The sequence below is a fragment of the Streptomyces sp. NPDC001744 genome (assembly GCF_042892575.1).
Taxonomy (GTDB): domain Bacteria; phylum Actinomycetota; class Actinomycetes; order Streptomycetales; family Streptomycetaceae; genus Streptomyces.
Window position 1 is genome coordinate 80,442 of record NZ_JBIAUG010000022.1, and the last position, 20,196, is coordinate 100,637.

Consider the following 20,196-nt stretch of genomic DNA (forward strand, 5'->3'; position numbering starts at 1 on the left):
ACAACCGTGGTGTCGCTCAATATACGTTTATGTTCTTTTCCGCCCAGAAAAGCTCTGCGGGAGGTAAGCGCCCATGAGCCGGAGCACCGCGGATTCCCCTCCTCCCGCCGCCCTGCCGCCCCCCAAGGAGCGGCGCAGGCTGCGCGAGGCCCTCGCCCTGAGCGAGGAGCAGGTCGCCGAGGCCGTGGGCGTCACCAAAGCCACGGTGAAGGCGTGGGAGACGGGGCGTTCGGCGCCCCGGGGCCGCAAACGCGAGGCGTACGCGAGGCTGCTCGGCGCGTGCGGGTCCGGCGGCCCCCGCCCCCTCTCCCGCCCCGTCGGGGGCGGAGAGCCGGGAGCGCGGCCGGACGCGCGCCCGGAGACCCGGGAGGCGGAGACGGCACTCCAGGGGGCGGTCCTCACCCCTTCGGGCCCCACCCCGCCGACTTCTCTTCCGGCCGGCGCCTCCGTCTCCGCTTCCGCGCCCGTTTCCGGGTCCGCGCCCGGGGTCGCTTCCGCGTCCGTTTCCGGGCCCACGCCGGGGGACACTTCCGGGGCCGCGCCCGGGGTCGCTTCCGCGTCCGTTTCCGCCACGCCCGGGGCCGTCTCCGCCTCCGGGCCCGCTCCGGGGCCCTTCTCCGGGTCCGCGCGGGACGCCGTCCTCGCCCCGTCGGAACGCCTGAAACCGGCGGCGCCGGAGACGGAGACCCCGGAGACGGCGAACTCGGAACCGGCTGCCCCGGAAACGGCGACCCCGGAAACGGCCGGCCCGGGACCGGCGGTCCCCGAAGCGGCGCCCCCGGAAGCCCCCGCCCCGGAGCCGGGCGGGAGCCCCGCCGTGCCCGCCCTCACCCCCGAGGAGGCGTTCGACGCGCTCTACGCGTACGCCGCGCCCGCCCTCGCCCACCAGACGTACCTGCTCACCGGCCGTCGCGCGCTCTCCCGCGAGTCCGTCGAGCGCGCCTTCCAGCAGGCGTGGCAGCGCTGGCCCGAGGTCGCCGTCGATCCCGATCCGGTGGGCTGGGTGCGGGCGGCGGCGCACGAGTACGCCCTCTCCCCCTGGCACCGGCTGCGCCGCGCCCACCGGCACCCCGACACGCCGCCGGCCGGGGCGGACCGCCGGGCGCTGCTCTCCGCCCTCCTCGAACTGCCGCCGCCGTACCGCCGCACCGTGTTGCTCTACGACGGACTCGGACTCGACCTGCCGGACACCGCGGCCGAGACGGAGGCGAGCACCCCCGCCGCCGCCCACCGGCTGCTGCACGCCCGTACGGTCCTCGGGAAGCGGGTCCCCGGGCTCGCCGGGCCGGAGGACCTGCACCGGCGGCTGAGCGCGCCGGTCACGGAGGCGCCGACGGCGGAGCTCCCGGCGGCCCGCTCGGTCCGGACCGGCGGGGAGCACCGGGCCCGCGCCTGGACGCGCGCGGTGGTCTGCGCGACGGCGGTCCTCGTCGCGATGACCGGCTTCACCGTGGTGACCGCGCCGACCCGGTACATCCCCGTGAACGCCCCCGGCGAGAGCGTCGGCGGCGTGCCGGTGCGCGGCGGCCCGGAGAAGCTCCGTCCGGAGGACCTGGAGCTCCGCGACAAGCTGCGCTCCGAGCCCCACCCCGGCCCCGAACGGCTGGTCCCGGTGCCCGGGTAGCCGCCGCGGGCGCGGGCGGGCCCCGGCGGCGGGACGGCCGTCGCGGGGCGCCCGCCGTGGTACGGACACGCGAGTGGGCCCCGCCCTCCGCCCGGACGGGCCGGGAGGGGCGGGGCCCACTCGCTGTGCGGTGCGGCGGCGTCAGCCCGCGAGGATCGCGCGCGCCAGCTTGGCCGTCTCGGTCGGCGTCTTGCCGACCTTGACGCCCGCGGCCTCCAGGGCCTCCTTCTTCGCCTGGGCGGTGCCGGAGGAGCCGGAGACGATGGCGCCGGCGTGGCCCATGGTCTTGCCCTCGGGCGCGGTGAAGCCCGCGACGTAGCCGACGACCGGCTTGGTGACGTTGGCCTTGATGAAGTCGGCCGCACGCTCCTCGGCGTCGCCGCCGATCTCGCCGATCATGACGATCAGGTCGGTCTCCGGGTCGGCCTCGAAGGCCGCCAGGGCGTCGATGTGCGTGGTGCCGATGACCGGGTCGCCACCGATGCCGACGGCGGACGAGAAGCCGATGTCACGGAGCTCGTACATCATCTGGTACGTCAGCGTGCCGGACTTCGAGACCAGGCCGATGCGGCCCGGCTTCGTGATGTCGCCCGGGATGATGCCGGCGTTGGACTGGCCCGGGGTGATGAGACCGGGGCAGTTCGGGCCGATGAGGCGGGTCTTGTTGCCCTTCTCCACGGCGTACGCGTAGAACGCGGCGGAGTCGTGGACGGCGATGCCCTCGGTGATGACGACCGCGAGGGGGATCTCGGCGTCGATGGCCTCGACGACGGCGGCCTTCGCGAAGGCCGGCGGCACGAAGAGGACCGAGACGTTGGCGCCGGTCTCCTTCATGGCCTCGGCGACGGAACCGAAGACCGGGATCTCGGTGCCGTCGAAGTCGACGGTCGTGCCGGCCTTGCGCGGGTTCACGCCGCCGACGATGTTGGTGCCGTCACCCAGCATGAGCTTGGTGTGCTTCATGCCCGTGGCACCGGTCATGCCCTGGACGATGACCTTGCTGTCCTTGTTGAGGAAGATAGCCATGGCTCTGGTGTCCCTCGTCCCTTACTTCGCAGCCGCGAGCTCGGCGGCCTTGTCGGCCGCTCCGTCCATGGTGTCCACGCGCTGCACCAGCGGGTGGTTGGCGTCCGACAGGATCTTGCGACCCAGCTCGGCGTTGTTGCCGTCGAGGCGCACGACCAGCGGCTTGGTGACCTCCTCGCCCTTGGAGGCGAGGAGCTCCAGGGCCTGGACGATGCCGTTGGCGACCTCGTCGCAGGCGGTGATGCCGCCGAAGACGTTGACGAACACGGACTTGACGTCCGGGTCGCCCAGGATGATCTCCAGGCCGTTCGCCATGACCTCGGCGGAGGCGCCGCCGCCGATGTCGAGGAAGTTGGCCGGCTTCACGCCGCCGTGGTTCTCACCGGCGTACGCGACGACGTCCAGGGTCGACATGACCAGGCCGGCGCCGTTGCCGATGATGCCGACCTCGCCGTCGAGCTTGACGTAGTTGAGGCCCTTGGCCTTGGCCGCGGCCTCCAGCGGGTTGGCCGCCGCCTTGTCCTCCAGGGCCTCGTGCTCCGGCTGGCGGAAGTCGGCGTTCTCGTCGAGGGAGACCTTGCCGTCGAGGGCCAGGATGTCGCCGGAGGCGACCTTGGCCAGCGGGTTGACCTCGACGAGGAGCGCGTCCTCGGCGACGAAGGTGTCCCACAGGGTCACGAGGACCTCGGCGACCTTCTCGGCCACGTCGGCCGGGAACTGCGCCAGGGCCACGATCTCGCGGGCCTTCACGATGTCGACGCCCTTGTTGGAGTCGACCGGCACCTTGGCGAGCTTCTCGGGGGTCGTCGCGGCGACCTCCTCGATGTCCATGCCGCCGGCGACGGAGGCCATCGCCAGGAAGGTGCGGTTGGTGCGGTCGAGGAGGTACGAGACGTAGTACTCCTCGACGATCTCCGGAGCGGTCTCCGCGATCATCACCTTGTGGACCGTGTGGCCCTTGATGTCCATCCCGAGGATGTCCGTCGCGCGGGCGACGGCCTCGTCCGGGGTGGCGGCCAGCTTGACGCCGCCGGCCTTGCCGCGGCCGCCGACCTTCACCTGCGCCTTGACGACCGACTTGCCGCCAAGACGCTCGGTGGCCTCGCGCGCCGCCTCAGGCGTGTCGATGACTTCACCGGCCAGCACCGGTACACCGTGCTTGGCGAAGAGGTCCCTCGCCTGGTACTCGAACAGGTCCACGCGCGTCCGTCCCTTTTCTGATGATCGCGGTTCGTTGTCTGCGTGGGCGTGCCGCGAAGGGCAACGTGACTGCTCTGTCACAAGGGAGGCGTACACGGTGTCCGTGGACGCGGCATGTCCGTCTCGCAGGTTATCGCCGTGGGCCGTGGGTCCCTAAATCGCGGATCGCGCGAGAGCGGTGATACGGGTCACAGGCCGTGGGGGCGGAAGGGCGGTCCCCGGGGCCCCCGGGCGGCCGGTTCCGGCGGTCGCCCCAGGCGGGGCCCGGCCTCCCGACCGCCCGCCCCGCGCGGAGGGACGGGGCGGGGGGCGTCCGGAGGCCCCTGTGACAAGGAACTCAGTCGCCCCTCGGACGCTCGTGCGGACGGGTCACGCGACGGATTCCGCAGGCGCCGCCCGGGGCGGACGGACGACGGACGGACCGCGAACCGGGTGATCGGGGGCCGGGCACCCGATCACCCGGAGTCCGGGTGTCCGACCGCCCGGGGCCCGGGCGCGGTCAGGCGGCGGGTATCGGCAGGGGCCGCTTCTCCAGGGCGGCCGCCATGACCTCCGGGAACAGGTCCGGGGTGCACGCGAAGGCCGGGACGCCGAGCGCGGCCAGCGCCGCCGCGTGGTCGCGGTCGTAGGCGGGGGTGCCCTCGTCGGAGAGGGCGAGCAGCGCCACGAACTGGACGCCGGACGCCTTCATCGCCGCGACCCGCTTCAGCATCTCGTCGCGGATGCCCCCCTCGTACAGATCGCTGACGAGGACGACGACGGTGTCGGCGGGGCGGGTGATCCGCGACTGGCAGTGGGCGAGGGCGCGGTTGATGTCGGTGCCGCCGCCGAGGCGGGTGCCGAAGAGGACGTCCACCGGGTCCTCGACGCGGTCGGTCAGGTCGACGACGGAGGTGTCGAAGACGACGAGCCGGGTGGCGATCGTCCGCATCGAGGCGAGTACCGCCCCGAAGACGGCGGCGTGGACGACGGAGGCCGCCATGGAGCCGGACTGGTCGACGCAGAGGACGACCTCCTTCCGCACCCCCCGGGAGGCGCGGCCGTGGCCGACGAGCCGCTCGGGGACGACCGTGCGGTGTGCGGGCAGGTAGTTTTCGAGGTTGGCGCGGACGGTGCGGTTCCAGTCGATGTCCCGGTGGCGGGGGCGGCCGGTCCGGGCGGACCGGTCGAGCGCGCCGGTGAGGACGGCCCGGGTACGGGTGGCGAGGCGCTTCTCCAGGTCGTCCACGACCTTGCGCACGACGGCGCGGGCGGTCTCCCTGGTCGTCTCGGGCATGGCCCCGCGGAGGGAGAGGAGAGCGCCGACGAGGTGCACGTCGGCCTCGACGGCCGCCAGCGTCTCCGGTTCCAGGAGGAGGGCGTCGAGGCCGAGCCGGTCGATCGCGTCGCGCTGCATGACCTGGACGACGCTGCTGGGGAAGTACGCGCGGATGTCGCCGAGCCAGCGGGCGACGGAGGGGGCGGAGGCGCCGAGTCCGGCCGTGCGGCCGAGTCCGGCGCGGTCGCCGGGGCTTCCGCCGTAGAGGGCGGTGAGGGTCCTGTCCACGGCGGCGTCGGTTCCGGCGAGCGCGCGGCCGGTGCCGTCGGCGTCGCCGCCGAGGACGAGGCGCCAGCGGCGCAGCCGCTCGTCGGCGGGGTCCGGGGGACGGTGCGGGGCGGGGGCGGGGTGCGGGGAGGCGGGGGCGGTCGGGGGCGTGCTCATGCGGGGACCTCCGTACCGAGGACGAGGTGGAGGAGGGGCAGGACGGCGTCCGCGCGCTCCCGGTCGGGCGAGGAGGCGAAGCCGGGCACGCCGGGCGCGGCGGGGCCCGGACCGCCGGCTCCCGGGCCCCGGGCGGCCAGTTCGCCGAGGGTGCGGCGGACCCCCGGCTCGTACGCCGAGAAGGTGCGGCGCAGCAGGGGCAGGACGTCGGTGAACGCCTCGGCCGGTACGGAGGCGAGCCAGGCGTCGAAGAGGCCGCGGAGGCGCTCGTCGTGGACGAGGAGCAGCCCGCCGCCGGAGGCGCCGCCGGCGAAGCCCTCGATCCAGGCGGCGGCGTCGGGCGGCGGGGCGGCGGGCGAGAGGGCGCGGCTCATGAGGGGGGCGGCCTCGTCGCCGGGGAGCCGCCCCTCGTCCAGGAGGATCCGGGCGGCCCGGCCCCGGAGGACACCGGGCACCCGGTCGTGCGCGGCGAGCCCGCGCAGGACCCCGGCCCAGCGGTCGCGCAGCCCGGCCGCGCCGGGCAGCAGGCCGAGGGCCCGGTGGACCTCGTCGATCCGTTCGCGCAGGGGCGCGGCGGCGTCGGGGGCGAGTCCGGCGCAGGCGGGCGGCAGGCCGACGCAGATCCGCTCCGCGAGGCCGGCGGCGACCTCGCCGAGGGCCGCGGTGTCGGTGCCCCGGACGTCGCCGTAGCGCAGGGCGCGGGCGAGGGCCGGGAGGGCCCGGGCGAGGTGGACGACGTCGGTGTCGAGCGCGGCCCGGTCCGCGAGCGCCCGCATGACGACGGGGAGGGCGTCGGTGAGCCCGGCGAGGAGGCAGTCCTCGGCGAGGGCGGTGACGTCGGTGAGGGCGGTGGCCGCCAGGGCCCGGGACCCGGCCCTGGCGGTGGCGGCGGACTCGACGGTGGTGCCCCAGACGCCGGCCTCGGCGACCCGGACGTGCAGTTCGGGCTCCCAGCGCAGCCGCCAGGTCTCCCGGAAGGTGCCGGTGCCGGTCCGGCCGGTGGCCGGCTCGCCCCAGTGGACGCCGAGGAGCCGCAGCCGGTGCAGAAGGCGGCTGCGGTCGCCGTCCGTCCGCTTGCGCAGGTCGAGCGCGAGTTCGCGCTCCTCCGCCGCGGGCTTGAGGCGCAGGGCGCGCTGCCGTCGGCCCAGGTCGCGCTGGAGGGGGACGGCGGGGGCGCCCGCCGGGACCTCGCCGAGCACGTCACCGACGACGAGACGGTCGCGGATCAGGTCGAGGGGCACGTCGGAGCCCTCGCAGAGGACGGCCCGGACGGCGTCGGTGGTCTCTTCGAGGCCGGGACCCGGGCGGCCGCGCAGGGCGGCGAGGGTGTCGGCGAGCCGGACGGCCTCGATGACGTGGGCGGTGGAGACCGGGTGGTCCTCGGCCCTGAGGAGCCCGGCGACCCGGGTCATCCAGCGCTCGACGGGCCGGTCGGGGGCGGTGAACAGGTGCGCGTACCAGCCGGGCGCGTCGATGCCCGCGCCGTAACCGGAGCGGCGGGCGAGCCTGCGGTGGGTCCAGGGGACCCAGGTCGTCTCGGTCCTCACCCTGGGCAGGCCCCTGAGCAGGGCCCGGTCGGCGGCGACGGTGGTGCGCCGGGCGAGGGCGGGGACGTGCCAGGCGCCGCAGACGACGGCGACGGAGTCCCCGAACTCCTTCCTCGCGGCCCGGATCCGGAGCCTCATGTGCGCCTCGCGGACGAGGTCGCGGGGGTACCCGCCGTGCCCGTACGCCTCCCGCAGGGCGCCCATGGCCTCCGCGAGGGCCTGGAAGGGCGCGGCGGGGTCGCCGTGGCCGCGCAGCTCGACGGCGTCCTCCCACCAGCGCTCGGCGTCCTCGTACCCGGCGGCCCGGGCGAGCTCGGCGACGGGGTCGATCCGGGGATCGGCCCGGGGCCCGGGACCGCCCCCGCCGACCCCGGTGGCGGGGGCGGCGGGGAGTCCGGGTCCGGCGGGTCCGGGTCCGGCGGCTCCGGGGCCGGTACCGGTGCCTGCTCCGGACCCGTCCCCCCGTCCTTCCGCAGCGGGACCGGAGGCGTGTCCGGGAGCGGCGGAGGCGCACGGGGGTCCGTCCCCGGCGACCTGGTCCTCCTCGCTCTCGCCGTCGCCCCAGGTGGGGTCGGAGGCGGCGAGGGTGTGCGCGGCGGGCAGGTCGATGAAGCGGACGGCGGCGCCCCGGTCCAGGGCCCAGCGGATCGCGACCCACTCGGGCGAGAACTCGGCCATGGGCCAGAACGCCGCCCGTCCGGGATCGTCCACGGCGTGGGCGAGCAGCGCGACCGGCGGCCGCATGCCCGGCTCCCCCGCGAGCGCCACGAGCGCGTCGCCCTCGGCGGGTCCCTCGATCAGCACGGCGGCGGGCTCCGCCGCCTCCAGCGCGGCCCGCACCCCCCGCGCGGACCCGGGCCCGTGGTGCCGTACGCCGAGCAGGAGGGGGCCGTCCGTCCGGCCGGGGGCCCGGGTCCCGGCGGTGGGCGGGGTCATGCGGTCACCTCGTGGCAGGCGCGGTAGAAGTCCTTCCAGCCGTCTCTCTCCCGGACGACCGTCTCCAGGTACTCCCGCCAGACGACCCGGTCGGCGGCCGGGTCGCGGACGACGGCGCCGAGGACGCCGGCGGCGATGTCCGCGGGGCGCAGGACGCCGTCGCCGAAGTGGGCGGCGAGGGCGAGGCCGCCCGTGACGACGGAGATGGCCTCGGCCGTGGAGAGCGTCCCCGAGGGGGACTTGACCTTGGTGCGCCCGTCGGTGGTGACCCCGTCGCGCAGTTCGCGGAAGACGGTGACGACCCGGCGGATCTCGTCCGCGCCGTCCGGCGGGACCGGCAGTTCCAGGGAACGTCCCAGCTGTTCGACGCGCCGGGCGACGATGTCGACCTCTTCCTCGGGGGTCGCGGGCAGCGGCAGCACGACCGTGTTGAAGCGGCGGCGCAGCGCTCCGGAGAGTTCGTTGACGCCCCGGTCGCGGTCGTTGGCCGTGGCGATGAGGTTGAAGCCGGGGACGGCCTGCACCTCCTCCCCGAGTTCGGGGACGGGCAGGGTCTTCTCGGACAGGATCGTGATGAGCGTGTCCTGCACGTCGGCGGGGATGCGGGTGAGTTCCTCCACGCGGGCCGTCATGCCCCGCGCCATCGCGCGCATGACGGGGCTCGGCACGAGCGCGTCGCGGTCGGGGCCGTGGGCGAGGAGCCGGGCGTAGTTCCAGCCGTACCGGATCGCCTCCTCGGGGGTGCCCGCGGTGCCCTGGACGAGGAGGGTGGAGTCGCCGCTGACGGCGGCGGCGAGGTGTTCCGAGACCCAGGTCTTGGCGGTGCCGGGCACACCGAGGAGCAGCAGCGCCCGGTCGGTGGCGAGCGTGGTGACGGCGACTTCCACGATGCGGCGCGGACCGACGTACTTGGGTGTGACGACGGTCCCGTCGGGAAGCGTGCCGCCGAGGAGGTAGGTGGCGACGGCCCAGGGCGAGAGGCGCCAGCGGGCGGGCCTCGGCCGGTCGTCGGCCGCGGCGAGCGCCGCGAGTTCACCGGCGAAGGCGTGCTCCGCGTGCGGACGCAGGACTTCGGCGGAGACCTGCGGCCGTCCCGCCCCGGCGTCCGTCTCGACACCGGAACCGGGCTGCGCGATGGTTTCGGGCACGGGCATGACTCCCCCTCCAGATCGTTCGACCTGCTGTGCGATCCACCGTGCACCATGGCACTGACAGTGAGGCGTCGTCACTGGTCGGAAGGGGTGGAAGGGGTGGGAGGGCCGCCCGGGGTGACGGGAGGTCAGCCGGCGACGGGGGAGACGGCGACGCAGCCGCCCGCCATCGCCCGCTCGCCCCTGGCCTCCTTGATGACCTTGCCGTCGTGGAGGACCTTGCAGGTGAGGTCGGTGGGGTCGAGCGAGACCGGCATGACGGCCGGCGGCATGAGGCCCTTCAGCGTCACCGTCTTCTTCCACGGGGTGACGGGCTTCTTCTCCGACGCGAGTTCCGGCTTCATCGCGGTGCCGCCGCCGGCGTGGTACTCGATGGACTCGATCCCCTTGCCCGTGACCTCGTAGGTGATCTCGTAGGTCTCGTTCACGGATTTGTCGACCTGGTCGACGGCCTTCTCGGCGGCTGCCGAACAGGCGCCGAGGGCGAGGACGAGGCCGGTGACGACGAGGGCCGGGACGGCGGTGCGGGCAGTGCGGGCGGTGCGCTTCACGAGGATCCCCCTGGATGCGGAAACGAGGTACGTCCCGCGCAGAGAACCGTAAAGAAATGGCAAAGTCAAATTCCTCCGGGCCTTCCGTCCGCCCGAACTCCCGAGCCGGGGAAGGGATCGGGGCCGGAATCGAGACCGGGGCGGGGTGGGGTCCGGGCTGGAGCCGGGGCCGGAATCGGAATCGTGGCCGGGGCCGGGGCAGGGGCAGGGGCCGGAATCGGGGCCGGGACCGGGGCCGTTGTCAGTGGTGCCCCCTAACGTCGTGGACATGGATGGCATGGGGGTGCGTCGGGCGGTCGATCAGGTGCTGGAACCGGCTCCTGACGAGGTTTCACGCGGAGCGGAGAGCGAGTTCGGCACGGCCGGGCCGTGGTCGGACACGGGGCGCGGCGACGGTGCCGTGTGGGGCGTGTGCCGGGACGGCGGCGGTCCGGCGTACCGGACGGCCGCCGACACCACGGGCTCCTCGTACGCGTGCGACTGCCCCGGCCGCACGTCCCCGTGCGGACACGTTCTGGGCCTGCTCCGGCTCCTGGCGTCGGACGGGACCGCGTTCGGGAAGGCCGCCGCGCCCGACTGGGTGGAGCGGTGGCGGGAGGAGCGGCGCGAACACCCCGGAAACGCGGCCCGGGACGCCGGGGAATCCACCGGAGACACGGCGGACCCGGCGGCCGCCCGCCGCCGGGCCGAGCGGAGGGCGGCCCGGATCACCTCGGGCGCGCGGGAGCTGGAGCAACGGCTCGCCGACCTGATACGCGGCGGCCTGGCGACGGCCGAGCGGGCGGGGGCCGGGCCGTGGGAGGAGACGGCCGCCCGCATGGTCGACGCCCAGGCCCCCGGACTGGCGAGCAGGGCGAGGGAGTTGGGGGCGATACCGGGGTCCGGTCCCGGCTGGCCCGTGCGGCTCCTGGAGGAGAGCGCGCTGACCCACCTCCTCGGCCGGGCCTGGCCGGCCGCCGACCGGCTGCCCGCGCCCTTCGCGACGACCGTGCGGACCCGGATCGGCCTCCCCGCCCCGGTCGCCGGCGCCCCGGTGCGCGACCACTGGCTGGTCCTCGCGCGGTACGACACGGGAGACACCCGGCTGATCACCCGGCGCACCTGGCTGCACGGCACGACCGGCGGACGCACGGCGCTCCTGCTCTCCTACGGGGCGGCGGGCCGGACGCCCCGGCTGGAACTCCCGGTGGGCGCGGTACTCGACGGCGAGCTGACCCCGCACGCCGGTTCCGGACAGCTGCGGGCGGAGCCGGGCGAGCGCTTCGTCCCGGTCGCCGGTCCCGCCGGACCGCCGCCGGGCGGCCCGGTCGGCGAGGGACTGGACGCCTACGGGCGCGCGCTGCGCGAGGACCCGTGGCTGGAGGCGTGGCCCGTGACGCTGAGCGGGGTCGTACCGGCACGGGCCGAGTACGGCTGGCAGCTCGCCGACGCGGACGGCCGCGAGGCCCTGCCCCTGACGCCCGCCGCCCAGTCCCGGCCGGGACTCTGGCGCCTCGTCGCGCTGTCGGGCGGTGCTCCGGTGACCGTCTTCGGGGAGTGCGGGCACCGGGGCTTCACCCCGCTCGCCGCCTGGTCGCCGGAGGCCCCGGCCGAGACGGTCCCCCTCGTATGACGTCCCCCGCCCGCCGCCCGCCGACCGCCGGCCCACGGGCGCGGCACCGCCCACCGCACCACCGACCGCCCGGAGGAGCCTGATGGACACCACCACGACCACCGACTCCCCCGCCCCCGGCGGGGACACCACCGCGACGGCCTGGGAGGAGCTGGTCACCGCGGCGCTGCTCGGGACGGACCGGCGGACGCCCGCAGGGCTCGCGCGCGGGACGGCGGACGGGGAGGCGGCGGCGCACGCGCTGCTCGACGCCGCCGCGCTGCACACCGTGCGGCGCAGGGCCGGCCTGCGCCCCGGTCCCGCCGTGCCGCCGCCCGGGCCCGCGCCGGAGGACCCGCGCGAACCGCTGCCCGAGGCGGCCCGGCGGCGCCTCGGGCTGCTGCTCGCCGGACGGACCGCGCCCACCGGGCGGCGCGGGACCGATCCCGACCTGGCCGAACTGCTCCCGCAGTGGCTGGTCCTCGCCAACCGGCACGGGTACAAGGCGCCGCCCGCCGTTCTGCCCGCCCTGCTCGACGCGGCCCGGGCCCGTACCGACCTGCGGCCCCACGCCCTCCGCCTCGCCGGGCCGCGCGGCCTGTGGCTGGCCCGGCTCAACCCCGAGTGGAAGTTCGCCCTCCGCGGTACGGGGGCGGGCGGCGGCCTTCCGTCCCCCCGGGACGCGGAGGGGGTGCGGGCCCTGTGGGGCGAGGGCCTGTTCGCCGAACGGGTCGCCCTGCTCACCGCCGTACGGACCGAGGATCCGGCCGCCGGTCTCGCCCTGCTCGCCTCCACCTGGACCACCGAGCGGGCGGAGGACCGGTTGATGTTCCTGGACTCGCTGCGGACCGGGCTCTCCGACGCGGACGAGGCGTTCCTGGAGGAGGCCCTCGGCGACCGCAGCCGGAACGTCCGGGCCACCGCCGCCGAACTGCTCTCCGCGCTGCCGGCCTCCGCCTTCGCGGACCGGATGGCGGCACGGGCCGTGGCCTGCGTCGGCCCCGACCGGACGGCGGACACGCCGACGATCGGCGTCGAGGCCCCGCACGAGTGCGACGCGGCGATGCGGCGCGACGGCGTCGTGGAGATCCCTCCGGCGGGCCGGGGCGAGCGGTCCTGGTGGCTGGGCCGGCTCGTCGAGTCCGCCCCGCTCTCCTGCTGGCCGGCCAGGTTCGGCGGGCGCGGCCCGGAGGAGATCGTGGCCCTGCCGGTCGCCGACGGCTGGCGGGACGAACTGCACGCGGCCTGGTGCAGGGCGGCCGTACGGCAGCGGGACGCGGCCTGGTCGCGCGCCCTGCTCGGTCCGCCCGAGGTCCCGCCCGCCACGGGCCCCGGCACCCCGTCGCTCGCGGAACGGGCCCAGCTCCTGTCGCTGCTGCCCCCGGAGGAGCGGGCCCTCTGGGTCGCCCGGTTCGTCGCGGCGCACGGACTGCCGGAGGCGTTCCAGCTACTGGGTGCCTGTGCCGTGCCGTGGGCGGAACCACTCGGCCGGGCGGTCGTCGACGCCCTCGACGCCGCGCGCGAGGCGGGCGGCTACCCCTGGAGCTTCAGCGGGGTGATGGGACTGGCGGAGCGCTGCCTCGATCCGGAGGCGGCCCGGCGGCTCGAACCCCTGGCCGCCCGGCCGGACGGGGCGGAGGACATCGTCCCCGGCGCGGACGGCTACTGGGCGGAGGCGTTCCGGCGCCTGGTCTCCACTCTCCGTCTGCGCGCGGCGATACGCGCCGAACTGACGCCTCCCGGCGCCTGCGAACCACCCCGCGGAACCCCCGAACCGGCGCCTCCGGCACCTGCCCCGCCCCGCCGGCCGGACTCCGCGCCCCGACCGGCCCCCGTGACCCGTCCGTCCCCTTGAACCGACCGCCCCCCTGAACCGTCCGGGGCGGTCCGCAGGGAACGGCCGGAGGACGGTGGTGGAACGTGGAACGGCGAAGGGCCCTCCCGGGGGGAGGGCCCTGGCGGCGAGGGGCGGAACGCGGCGCGGGTCAGGCGGCGACGCGGACGTTCGCGTTCACCCAGTCGACGATGGACGTCGTGGTGGCGCCCGGCGTGAAGATCTCCGCCACACCCTTCTCCTTCAGCGGCGCGATGTCCGCCTCCGGGATGATGCCGCCGCCGAAGACCTTGATGTCCTCCGCGTCACGGTCCCTGAGCAGCTCCAGGACCTTCGCGAAGAGCGTGTTGTGCGCCCCGGAGAGGATCGAGAGGCCGATCGCGTCGGCGTCCTCCTGGATCGCGGTGTCGACGATCTGCTCGGGCGTCTGGTGGAGCCCGGTGTAGATGACCTCCATGCCGGCGTCCCGGAGGGCCCGCGCGATCACCTTGGCCCCGCGATCGTGGCCGTCGAGACCCGGCTTGGCCACCACCACGCGGATCGGACCGGTCACACCCATCACTGCCTCCACATGCGACCCCCGCGCCTCTTTGCCGGGGAGGTGAACGAACGTTATCCCCAGCATCCCGCAAGCGGCTGTTTCGCGGCGGCGACAGAGGGGGAAATCACACGTGGGACATGTTCGCTCCGCGCCGTCCCCCGCCTCCGGGCCCTCCCGGGCCCACCAGCCGCAGGCGGGGCCGGTCGCGAAGGGAGCCGCGACGTGGCCGTCGTGTCTCCGCACCGCCGCCCGCGGTGCGGGGAACGCGGTGCGCCGGCATTTCCGTCCGGCCCCGCGCGCCGCCCGGGAGGCCGGTCATGGAATTCACCAGGGTCACGGCGGAGCTGGGCAGGGTCACGGCGGAGTTCACCAGGGCCACCGCCCTGATGAAGGCCACCGCGCTGGAGTGCGCGATCCTCACCGGCCACCTCGTCCTGTATCCCACCGGAATCGTGGCCGAGCGCCTCTCCCCCGCCACCGCCGCCGATCCTCCCGCCGGGATCACCGGGAACCGCCGCCCCGTCGTCCTCCTGCACGGCTTCGCCGACAACCGCTCCGTCTTCGTCCTGCTGCGCCGCTCCCTCGTCCGTCACGGCCGTGACGGGATCGTCTCGCTCAACTACTCGCCGCTCACCTGCGACCTGCGGGCCGCCGCCGCCCTCCTCGGCCGCCGGGTGGAGGAGATCCGCGCCCGTACGGGACACGACGAGGTCGATCTCGTGGGCCACAGCCTGGGCGGGCTGATCGCCCGTTATTACGTACAGCGTCTCGGCGGCGACCGCCGGGTGCGCACCCTGGTCACGCTCGGCACCCCGCACTCCGGCACCACGGTGGCCCGGCTCGCCGACGCCCACCCGCTGGTACGGCAGATGCGCCCCGGTTCGGAGGTGCTGCGGGACCTGGCCGGACCCGCGCCCGGCTGCCGGACCAGGTTCGTGAGCTTCTGGAGCGACCTCGACCGGGTGATGGTGCCGGTGGAGACCGCGCGCCTCGACCACCCCGATCTGTCCGCGCACAACGTGCGCGTCAGCGGCATCGGCCACCTCGCGCTGCCCGTGCATCCGGCGGTGGCCGCCGGGGTCCGCGAGGCGCTCGACGCCGACGGGGCCGACGTCCCGGCCGGGCGGGAGGAGCCCGGGACGTCCTCCGTCGCCTGACCGCGCGACACTCCCGTTCGAACTTTTCTCGAACACAAGGCCAAGGCTCTCTCCGTGAGCTGGCGAAACACGACCGATTGCCCGTTTCCTGCGGGCGCAAACCCCTCCGAAGATTGTCCGCCGCGCATACCGCCGGGTACAGTCGCGCCACTGCTTACCCCCGGGACACCCCTCGTCGGGCCCGCCCCGGACTGGTCCTGCTGCCGAGGCGAGAGAGACGTTGGTGAACGACCAGCACCCCCACGCCGGGTACGTCGGAGACGACGCCCACACCACTGGCAGCTTCGCCGTAGACCCGCTGTTCGGCGCCTACCCCGACGGCCACGCCGACCACAGCGGCCAGTGGGACCTCGGCCCGCACGCCGCCACCGGCACGTACGACACGACGGGGCAGTACGACACCGGACAGCACGGCACCGGGTCGTACGACACGACCGGGCAGTGGGACGCCACGGGCCAGTGGGCCACCACCGGTCAGTGGAACGTCGCCCTCCCCCACGACGCGACCGGTTCGTACGCGACCGCCGCGGCGCCGTACGACACGACCGGCCAGTGGGACGCCTCCGCCTGGACCGAGGCCCAGCACACCGGGCAGTACGAGACCCTCCACTCCGGCGCGTACGCCGCCCAGGGGGCGTACGGCTACGAGACCTACAGCACCACCGGCCAGTGGGCCGCGCCCGCCTTCGCGACCGAGACCGGCGCCTACGACGCGACCGCGTGGAACCACGCCGCTCCGGAGTCCGGACCGGTCGTCCCCCACCAGTACGCCCCGCGGACCGAGGGCCGGGCCGAGCACCCGGCCGAGAGCCCGGTCGAGCACACCGCCGAGTTCGCCTTCCCGTACGACCCCGAGACGGAGGCGTACGCGGACCTCCCCTCCGACGGGACCGCGGAGACCGACGGCGCCGAAGCCCCCTTCGGGGACGACGAGGCCGACGTGTCCGGCGAAGACCCCTACGACTGCGCCGAGGCCCCCCACGAAGGCCCCGCCGCGGAACTCCGTACCGCGCCTCCCGCCGCCGGCCGCCCCGCGCGCCGCTCCTCCGCCGGAGGCCGCAGCCGCCGCCGCACCCCCGCCAAGCGGTCCGCGCTGCTGACCGTCGCCGTCCCCTCCGCCTGTGTCGTGGGGGCCGCCGGCATCGCCGCCGCCTCCGTCGGAGGACTCACCGGCTCCGGCGCGGAGGGCGAGCAGAAGGGCGGCACGACCGCGCTCGCCGCCGCCGACACCGTCCCGGCCGAACAGGTCGCCGCCAACAAGGCCCTCGACACCCAGCTCGCCGCGCTCAGCGAGGACGCCCGCGACTTCGGCGCCCGCGCCAGCCGCACCCAGGAGCGCATCGACCTGCGGGTCCGCCAGGCGGCCGACAAGAAGAAGCGCGAGGAGGAGGCGGCCCGCAAGGAGGCGCTGCGTCCCAAGTACGCGCTGCCCGTGAAGCTCCACCGGCTCAGCGCGCGGTTCGGCCAGGCGGGCCTCAACTGGATGTCCGTGCACACCGGCATCGACTTCCCCGTGTTCGGCGGCACGCCCGTGATGGCCGCGACGGACGGCACCGTCCGCACCCAGCTGAACAGCGCCTACGGCAACATGGTGATCGTGACCGCCCCGGACGGCACCGAGACCTGGTACTGCCACCTCAGCAGCGCCAAGATCCGCTCCGGCCACGTGAAGGCCGGCGACGTCATCGCGTACTCCGGCGATTCCGGCAACTCCACCGGCCCCCACCTCCACTTCGAGGTGCGGCCGAACGGCGGTTACGCGATCGACCCGCTCGCCTGGTTCCGCAGCCACGGCCTCGACCCGACCGCCGGCTGAGCCCACCGCTTCCCCGCGCGCACGGAGGAGGGCCCCGGCCGGAGCCGGGGCCCTCCTCCGTGCGCGTACGTCCTTACAGCTTCTCGACCGGTGCGTACCGCAGCAGCAGCCGCTTCGGCTTCTCGTCGCCGAAGTCGACCGTCGCCTGGGCGTCCGCACCCGCGCCGGTCACCGCCATGACCGTGCCGAGGCCGAACTGGTCGTGCGTGACCCGGTCCCCCACCTGGAGCGAGACCACCGGCTTCTCGCCGGCGCGCCGGGTGGCGAACCCGGAGGGGCCGGAACGCGAGCGCGAGGAGGAGAGCGAGGAGGTGATCCCCGAGGTCGGCCCGGCGGGCTTCGCCATCGGACCGGTCCGCTTCCACTCCAGGTGCGTGGCCGGAATCTCCTCCAGGAAGCGCGACGCCGGGTTGTACGAGGGCTGACCCCAGGCGCTGCGCATCGCCGAACGGGTGAGGTAGAGCCGCTCGCGGGCGCGCGTGATGCCCACGTACGCGAGACGGCGCTCCTCCTCCAGCTCCTTCGTCTGGCCGAGGGCGCGCATGTGCGGGAAGACGCCGTCCTCCATGCCGGTGAGGAACACCACCGGGAACTCGAGGCCCTTGGCGGTGTGCAGGGTCATCAGGGTGATGACGCCCCTGCCCTCCTCGTCCTCGTCGGGGATCTGGTCGGAGTCGGCGACGAGGGCCACCTGCTCCAGGAACTCCGCGAGGGTCGCGGGCTCCTCGCCGCGCTCCTGCTCGAACTCCAGGGCCACGGCGGCGAGTTCCTGGAGGTTCTCGATCCGGGTCTCGTCCTGCGGGTCGGTCGACGCCTGGAGTTCGGCCAGGTAACCGGTCCGCTCCAGGACGGCCTCCAGGACGACGGCGGGACCGGCGCCGGACTCCACGACGGTGCGCAGCTCGTCCATGAGCGCGTTGAAGCGCTTGACGGCGTTCGCGGAGCGCGCGGCCATGCCGTACGCCTCGTCCACCCGCCGGAGGGCCTGCGGGAAGGTGATCTTCTCGCGGAGCGAGAGGGCGTCGATCATCGCCTCGGCCCGCTCGCCGATGCCCCGCTTGGGGACGTTGAGGATGCGGCGCAGCGGGACGTTGTCCTCGGGGTTGGCGAGGACGCGGAGGTACGCGAGGACGTCCCGGACCTCCTTGCGCTCGTAGAAGCGCACACCGCCGACGACCTTGTAGGGCAGCCCGACGCGGATGAAGATCTCCTCGAAGACGCGGGACTGGGCGTTGGTCCGGTAGAAGACGGCGACGTCCCCAGCCTTCGCCTCGCCCGCGTCCGTGAGCCGGTCGATCTCGTCGGCGACGAACTGGGCCTCGTCGTGCTCGGTGTCCGCGACGTAGCCGGTGATCCGCGCGCCCTCGCCCGCGTTGGTCCACAGGTTCTTGGGGCGGCGGGACTCGTTGCGCTCGATGACGGCGTTGGCGGCCGAGAGGATCGTCTGCGTGGAGCGGTAGTTCTGCTCCAGGAGGATCGTCGTCGCGTCCGGGTAGTCCTCCTCGAACTGGAGGATGTTGCGGATCGTCGCGCCGCGGAAGGCGTAGATCGACTGGTCGGCGTCGCCGACGACGCACAGCTCGGCCGGGCCGAGGTCGTCGTAACCGGCCCCGACGAGCTCCCGCACGAGCGTGTACTGGGCGTGGTTGGTGTCCTGGTACTCGTCGACGAGGACGTGGCGGAAGCGGCGGCGGTAGTGCTCGGCGACGTCGGGGAACGCCTGGAGCAGGTGGACCGTCGTCATGATGATGTCGTCGAAGTCCAGGGCGTTGGCCTCGCGCAGCCGCGCCTGGTACATCCGGTACGCCTCGGCGAGCGTCTTCTCGAAGCCGTCGGCGGCCTGGTCGGCGAAGGTCTCCTCGTCGATCAGCTCGTTCTTGAGGTTCGAGATCTTGGCGCTGAACGACTTCGGCGGGAACTTCTTCGGGTCGAGGTCCAGGTCGCGGCAGACCAGCGCCATCAGGCGCTTGGAGTCGGCGGCGTCGTAGATCGAGAAGGAGGAGGTGAAGCCGAGCCTCTTCGACTCGCGGCGCAGGATGCGGACGCAGGCGCTGTGGAAGGTCATGACCCACATGGCGTGGGCGCGCGGGCCGACCAGCTGCTCGACGCGCTCCTTCATCTCGCCGGCGGCCTTGTTCGTGAAGGTGATCGCCAGTACCTGGCCGGGGTGGACGTGCCGGGTGGCCAGGAGGTGGGCGATGCGGTGGGTGAGCACCCGGGTCTTGCCGGAACCGGCGCCGGCGACGATGAGCAGCGGAGTGCCGGTGTGGACGACGGCGGCGCGCTGCTGCTCGTTCAGCCCCTCCAGGAGCGCGGCGGCGTCCACGACGGGACGCGGGGCGCCGTCGCGGTAGTGGGTGTCCCGGGCGGGCGGGGGCGCGTCGAAGCGCCCTCCGAAGAGGTCGTGCGGGACCTCCTCCGGAGCCGGGGAGCCGTGCTCGTCGTCCTCGGGGGGCGGCGGGGGCTCCTCCGGGGAGTGGTTCTGGAGGCCGGCCAGGAAACTGTCGTCAAAGAGGCTGCTCATCGCCTCACGAGTCTAGGACGCCGCACCGACATCCGGGCCCGCCTTCGGAAGCCGCCTTCGCCGCGGGGCTGCGGAACGGGTCACATCCCGGTGGCGAGGGCGGCGGCGCGGGGCCGGTCCGGAGCGGACGCGGGGGTCCGGGGCGGTTCCGGGCGGGACTCGGGAGGGTGGGTCCGGGGCGGATCCGGGCGGGACTCGGGAGGGCGGATCCGGGGCGGATCCGGGCGGGACTCGGGAGGGCGGATCCGTGCGGGTCCGGACAGGACGGGGGCGGACCCGGGCCCGATCCGGATCAGGTCCAGAGGGTCGCGATGAAGATGTTCGCCACGGTCAGGGCGCCGACGGTGGCGAAGAGGCCCTTGCCGACCTTCTCCTCGTCCCGCTTGACGTAGACGAGGGCGAGGATCACGACGAGCACCGCCAGCTTGATGCCGATCTTGAGGTTGTTCACGGGGTGGTCCTCGGCCTGGTGGAGACCGACGAGCGCGATGCCGGTGATCAGCATGGTCAGCGCGCCGTGCAGCATCGCGGGGCTGAAACGGGCCGTACCGGCGCCCATCGCCTTCATCTGGGTGAGGAAACCGCCCAGCAGGGAGGCGATACCGATGATGTGCAGGGCGACGAAGACATTGATGAGTACGTCCATGGGGCGGAGCCTAACCGGGCCTCCGGTACCGTCCTCCGGCCGGGTCCGGCTCCCCGGCACCGGGTCCGCGGGCGGTCACCGGAACGTCCTCCGGCCGGGCACCCGGTCCGGCACCGATCCGGTGTCCGGTCCGTTCCCCGCTTCGCCATCCGACGAAAAAGAACGATCTCCGTCCCGTCATCCGACGCCAATAGCGGTCAACAGGCCGCCCGGACGCAACCCCGGGCCTAGCGTCCTCTCCCAGGTGGCCGGCTCCCCACCGCCGCCGGTCTTCCGGCGGTTGTCGGCCATCCCCGCTGAAAACGGCGGCGGTCCGTCTTCCCTGTGCGGGCCGCCGCCGACCCGGCGGA

Annotated in this window: 14 protein-coding genes and 1 pseudogene; 6 read left to right on the plus strand and 9 right to left on the minus strand. The window is 74.7% G+C overall.

The window, feature by feature from the left end; all coding sequences use genetic code 11:
- Nucleotides 1-73: 73 nt before the first annotated feature.
- Both ACFYZY_RS24295 and ACFYZY_RS24300 read left to right on the plus strand, forming a co-directional pair.
- Nucleotides 74-220 (plus strand): annotated as a pseudogene (locus ACFYZY_RS24295) (helix-turn-helix domain-containing protein); the annotation flags it as partial.
- A gap of 597 nt (nt 221-817) precedes the next feature.
- Nucleotides 818-1,624 carry a sigma factor-like helix-turn-helix DNA-binding protein gene (locus tag ACFYZY_RS24300; protein ID WP_388697821.1) on the plus strand — a complete coding sequence of 269 codons (807 nt, stop codon included), beginning with the start codon at nt 818-820 and terminating at the stop codon, nt 1,622-1,624.
- Between the two features lie 141 nt (nt 1,625-1,765).
- Here the strand turns inward: ACFYZY_RS24300 and sucD are convergent, their stop codons facing one another.
- The 6 genes from sucD to ACFYZY_RS24330 all read right to left on the minus strand — a co-directional run bounded on the left by sucD (nt 1,766) and on the right by ACFYZY_RS24330 (nt 9,737).
- Nucleotides 1,766-2,650 (minus strand): succinate--CoA ligase subunit alpha, encoded by an 885-nt coding sequence (gene sucD / locus ACFYZY_RS24305; protein WP_132912553.1) that lies wholly within the window; start codon nt 2,648-2,650, stop codon nt 1,766-1,768.
- Between the two features lie 21 nt (nt 2,651-2,671).
- Nucleotides 2,672-3,850, minus strand: a complete 1,179-nt coding sequence (sucC, locus tag ACFYZY_RS24310; protein WP_388697754.1) for an ADP-forming succinate--CoA ligase subunit beta — start codon at nt 3,848-3,850, stop codon at nt 2,672-2,674.
- A gap of 499 nt (nt 3,851-4,349) precedes the next feature.
- Complete coding sequence (locus ACFYZY_RS24315) at nt 4,350-5,552, minus strand: VWA domain-containing protein (RefSeq protein ID WP_388697756.1); 1,203 nt, start codon at nt 5,550-5,552, stop codon at nt 4,350-4,352.
- Complete coding sequence (locus ACFYZY_RS24320) at nt 5,549-8,035, minus strand: DUF5682 family protein (protein ID WP_388697759.1); 2,487 nt, start codon at nt 8,033-8,035, stop codon at nt 5,549-5,551. The genes ACFYZY_RS24315 and ACFYZY_RS24320 overlap by 4 nt, the downstream gene beginning before the upstream one ends.
- Nucleotides 8,032-9,189, minus strand: a complete 1,158-nt coding sequence (locus tag ACFYZY_RS24325) for an AAA family ATPase (RefSeq protein ID WP_388697762.1) — start codon at nt 9,187-9,189, stop codon at nt 8,032-8,034. The genes ACFYZY_RS24320 and ACFYZY_RS24325 overlap by 4 nt, the downstream gene beginning before the upstream one ends.
- A 125-nt stretch (nt 9,190-9,314) precedes the next feature.
- Entirely contained in the window at nt 9,315-9,737 is a 423-nt protein-coding gene (locus tag ACFYZY_RS24330; RefSeq protein ID WP_388697765.1) for a hypothetical protein, read from the minus strand.
- Nucleotides 9,738-10,005: 268 nt separating this feature from the next.
- Here ACFYZY_RS24330 and ACFYZY_RS24335 point away from each other — a divergent pair, with 268 nt between their 5' ends.
- Nucleotides 10,006-11,349 carry an SWIM zinc finger family protein gene (locus tag ACFYZY_RS24335; RefSeq protein WP_388697767.1) on the plus strand — a complete coding sequence of 448 codons (1,344 nt, stop codon included), beginning with the start codon at nt 10,006-10,008 and terminating at the stop codon, nt 11,347-11,349.
- A gap of 82 nt (nt 11,350-11,431) precedes the next feature.
- On the plus strand, nt 11,432-13,183 hold the full coding sequence (locus ACFYZY_RS24340; protein WP_388697769.1) for a DUF5691 domain-containing protein: 1,752 nt from the start codon (nt 11,432-11,434) through the stop codon (nt 13,181-13,183).
- Nucleotides 13,184-13,313: 130 nt separating this feature from the next.
- On the opposite strand, the gene ACFYZY_RS24345 is transcribed toward ACFYZY_RS24340, so the two are convergent.
- Nucleotides 13,314-13,721 (minus strand): cobalamin B12-binding domain-containing protein, encoded by a 408-nt coding sequence (locus tag ACFYZY_RS24345; RefSeq protein WP_388697770.1) that lies wholly within the window; start codon nt 13,719-13,721, stop codon nt 13,314-13,316.
- 368 nt (nt 13,722-14,089) lie between these two features.
- Here ACFYZY_RS24345 and ACFYZY_RS24350 point away from each other — a divergent pair, with 368 nt between their 5' ends.
- Together ACFYZY_RS24350 and ACFYZY_RS24355 are read left to right on the plus strand one after the other, a co-directional pair.
- The gene (locus ACFYZY_RS24350; RefSeq protein WP_388697824.1) at nt 14,090-14,860 is read left to right on the plus strand and encodes an esterase/lipase family protein; all 771 of its coding nucleotides are present in this window, start codon (nt 14,090-14,092) and stop codon (nt 14,858-14,860) included.
- 223 nt (nt 14,861-15,083) lie between these two features.
- Nucleotides 15,084-16,676, plus strand: coding sequence for a peptidoglycan DD-metalloendopeptidase family protein (locus ACFYZY_RS24355; RefSeq protein WP_388697772.1), 1,593 nt, complete (start codon nt 15,084-15,086; stop codon nt 16,674-16,676).
- Nucleotides 16,677-16,749: 73 nt separating this feature from the next.
- Here the strand turns inward: ACFYZY_RS24355 and pcrA are convergent, their stop codons facing one another.
- Together pcrA and ACFYZY_RS24365 are read right to left on the minus strand one after the other, a co-directional pair.
- The gene (pcrA, locus tag ACFYZY_RS24360) at nt 16,750-19,200 is read right to left on the minus strand and encodes a DNA helicase PcrA (protein WP_388697773.1); all 2,451 of its coding nucleotides are present in this window, start codon (nt 19,198-19,200) and stop codon (nt 16,750-16,752) included.
- A gap of 292 nt (nt 19,201-19,492) precedes the next feature.
- Nucleotides 19,493-19,846, minus strand: coding sequence for a hypothetical protein (locus ACFYZY_RS24365; protein WP_388697774.1), 354 nt, complete (start codon nt 19,844-19,846; stop codon nt 19,493-19,495).
- Between the last annotated feature and the right edge of the window lie 350 nt (nt 19,847-20,196).

Bases quoted from the DNA above. Each gene is read 5' to 3' on its own strand.
- sucD (WP_132912553.1), bottom strand. From the start codon at position 2,650: ATGGCTATCTTCCTCAACAAGGACAGCAAGGTCATCGTCCAGGGCATG.
- ACFYZY_RS24315 (WP_388697756.1), bottom strand. From the start codon at position 5,552: ATGAGCACGCCCCCGACCGCCCCCGCCTCCCCGCACCCCGCCCCCGCC.
- ACFYZY_RS24320 (WP_388697759.1), bottom strand. From the start codon at position 8,035: ATGACCCCGCCCACCGCCGGGACCCGGGCCCCCGGCCGGACGGACGGC.
- ACFYZY_RS24325 (WP_388697762.1), bottom strand. From the start codon at position 9,189: ATGCCCGTGCCCGAAACCATCGCGCAGCCCGGTTCCGGTGTCGAGACG.
- ACFYZY_RS24335 (WP_388697767.1), top strand. From the start codon at position 10,006: ATGGATGGCATGGGGGTGCGTCGGGCGGTCGATCAGGTGCTGGAACCG.
- ACFYZY_RS24340 (WP_388697769.1), top strand. From the start codon at position 11,432: ATGGACACCACCACGACCACCGACTCCCCCGCCCCCGGCGGGGACACC.
- ACFYZY_RS24345 (WP_388697770.1), bottom strand. From the start codon at position 13,721: ATGGGTGTGACCGGTCCGATCCGCGTGGTGGTGGCCAAGCCGGGTCTC.
- ACFYZY_RS24350 (WP_388697824.1), top strand. From the start codon at position 14,090: ATGAAGGCCACCGCGCTGGAGTGCGCGATCCTCACCGGCCACCTCGTC.
- pcrA (WP_388697773.1), bottom strand. From the start codon at position 19,200: ATGAGCAGCCTCTTTGACGACAGTTTCCTGGCCGGCCTCCAGAACCAC.
- ACFYZY_RS24365 (WP_388697774.1), bottom strand. From the start codon at position 19,846: ATGGACGTACTCATCAATGTCTTCGTCGCCCTGCACATCATCGGTATC.